This is a genomic window from Hymenobacter agri, assembly GCF_054778495.1.
Map to the genome: position 1 here is coordinate 1 of NZ_BAAGZM010000568.1, position 2,782 is coordinate 2,782.

Sequence of the window (2,782 nt, forward strand, 5' to 3'; positions counted from 1 at the left end):
GGTGTTTGTGGGCACCATTTCGACCATCTACAGCGTGGGGCAGGACGCCGACCTGGGCACGCTGCAGCAGAAGCTGCGCGCCGAGCGCGACGCGGCCGGGCAGCCGTTTTTCACGCCGGCGCGGGCGTTTTCGCTGCTGGTATTCTACGTGTTTGCCATGCAGTGTATGAGCACGCTGGCCGTGACGTACCGCGAAACCAAGAGTTGGAAGTGGCCGCTGGCGCAGCTGGTGTACATGACGGGGCTGGCCTACGCGGCGGCATTTGTGGTGTACCAGGTGCTGGCGTAGAGACGCATACTTGCGTCTCGTCGTCGGCGCCGCTTTATTGTTCGGACGTTGTCGTTCAACGACGAGACGCAAATATGCGTCTCTACACCGTTCGACTGTCCGGTTTGGGCGCAGGTGTTCAGAAATGGACACCTTTTTTTATGCGCATAAAGTTGAATTTGCAGACATTGCTCAGAAAATCAATGATTTGCATGAATGGCACGCGGCTTGGCAACAGTTAAGGGAATCATCTCTCTTGCTGTACGAAAATGGACAGAGCCATTGCCCCTTCAATTCAAACCCAACGCAAGCGCCGCCGCTGGCTCGTGGTGGCCGCGGGCCTCGTGCTGGCGCTGGGGGCGGTGCTGGCCTTCCGCACGCTGCTGAAGCCCAGCCTGCGCCGCGCCGATATGCTGACGGCGACCGTGGAAACCGGCGAGGTAGAAGCGGCGCTGACTGCCGCCGGTACCGTAATTCCGGGCCGCGAGGCGGTGCTGACCAGCCCGATTCAAAGTACGATTCGACGGGTGGCGGTGGCGGTGGGCGCGCGGGTGAAGCCGGGCGAAACCATTCTGGAGCTTGATAAGGAACTGGCCAACTCCAGCTTGGCGAAGCTCGACGATGAGCAGCTGCGCAACCAGAACAAGAACTCGCAGCTTCAACTGACGCTGGAGCGCAGCCTGACCGACCTGCGCGCCCAAGCGCAGGTGCAGGCCGTGAAGGTGCGCAGCCTGCAATCGGCGCTGCGCGACGAGCAGCAGTTGCTGAAAATCGGCGGTGGTACGGCCGAAAACGTGCGCCAAGCCGAGCTGAACCTGACCGTGGCGCAGCTCGAGGCCGAGCGCCTGACGCGCCAGATGCAGACGCAGCAGCGCTCGAACGCGGCCGATGTGCGCGAGCTGGGCTACACCGTGTCGATGCAGCAGCGCAGCATTGCTGAGCTGGCCACCAAGCTGCGGCAGGCCGACATCAGCAGCCAACAGCCGGGCGTGCTGACTTGGGTGAACGATAACCTGGGCACCACCGTGCAGGCCGGCGACGCGCTGGCCCGCGTGGCCGACCTCAGCAGCTTCCGGGTGCGGGCCACGATTTCGGACAGCTACGCCGACCAGCTGCATCAGGGCGACCCGGTGAAGGTACGCATCAACGAAACCGACCTGCGCGGCACGGTGGCCAGCATCAGCCCGAGCGTGGATAAAGGCGTGGTGACCTTCTACGCACAGCTTGACAACCCAAACCACCCGGCCCTGCGCCCCAACCTGCGGGCCGACGTGTTTGTGATAACCCGCGCCCACCACGGTGTGCTGCGCGTGAAAAACGGCCCGTTCTACCAGGGTGGCAAGGAGCAGCCGGTATTCGTGCTGACCAATGACGGGCGCGTGGTGCGCCGCACGGTGCGCTTCGGCGACAGCAACTTCGACTTCGTGCAGATTACCGGCGGCCTGCGGGCGGGCGAGGAAATCGTGGTGTCGGACATGAAAGAGCACCTGGATACGCCGGAGCTGGCGGTGAAGGACTAACCCTGACGCCAAAACCTCACCCCCGGCCCCTCTCCTCAGGAGAGGGGAGCCAGACGACTTCGCTCGATAGCAACGCCTTGTAAATCTGTACGAATGTTTTTCTCTCCTTCTTTCTGCAAAAGCCCGAACCGCATGTCTGGCTCCCCTCTCCTGAGGAGAGGGGCCGCCCCGGAGGGGTCCCGTAAGGTTGCGCGGCTGGGGTGCTGCCTGCTTCTGTTGCTACTCACGCCGCTCGCCGCCCAGGCCCAAACCCGCACGCTGCCCGAAACCATTGCCCAGGCGCTGGCGCATTCGGCCGCCGGCCAGCAGGTGGTAACCAACCGCGAAACGGGGTACTGGGCCTGGCACGCCTATCAGGCCAACTACCGGCCGCAGCTGGGCCTGGCGGGCACGCTGCCCAATTTCAGCCGCGTGATTACGCCCGTGGTGCAGCCCGACGGCACCACCGATTTCCGGGCCGTGCGCATCAACAACTCCAATCTGGCCCTGACCTTGAGCCAGAATATTGGGCCGACAGGCGCGCAGGTGTTTGTGGGGGCGGAGGTGCAGCGGTTTGACGATTTCAACGGCGGGCTGAAGCGCTATAACAACCAGCCGTTTACGCTGGGGATTGTGCAGCCGATTGGGCTGTTCAACGGGCTGAAATGGGCGCGGACCATCGAGCCGCTGCGCTACCAGGAAAGCAGCCGCGCCTACGTGGAGGAGCGCGAAACCGTGGCCCAGCGCGTGACGGAGCTGTATTTCGACGTGCTGCTGCAACAGGTGAACGCCGCCGTGGCCGGCCAGAATGCCCAGGCCACCGCCGAGTTGCTGCGCATTGGCCGCAAGCGGTTTGCGCTGGGGCGGCTGTCGCAGAGCGACTTATTGCAGCTCGAATTGAATTTGCTGGATGCCCGGCAAGCCCAGAACCAGGCCCGGCTCGATGCCGAAACGGCCGCGGTGGCCTTGCAGGCTTACACCGGCCAGCCGGCCGCCGAAGGCGCGTTGGCGCTGG

At 63.9% G+C, this 2,782-nt stretch carries 2 protein-coding genes and 1 pseudogene; all 3 read left to right on the plus strand.

Features of this window, described 5'->3' with window-relative positions:
- A pseudogene (locus ACYVDE_RS19465) lies at nt 1-289 on the plus strand (ferrous iron transporter B); the annotation flags it as partial.
- A 248-nt stretch (nt 290-537) separates the two neighbouring features.
- Nucleotides 538-1,788 (plus strand): efflux RND transporter periplasmic adaptor subunit, encoded by a 1,251-nt coding sequence (locus ACYVDE_RS19470; RefSeq protein WP_460503203.1) that lies wholly within the window; start codon nt 538-540, stop codon nt 1,786-1,788.
- Between the two features lie 216 nt (nt 1,789-2,004).
- A partial coding sequence (locus ACYVDE_RS19475; protein ID WP_460503204.1) for a TolC family protein occupies nt 2,005-2,782 on the plus strand: 778 nt, incomplete at its 3' end.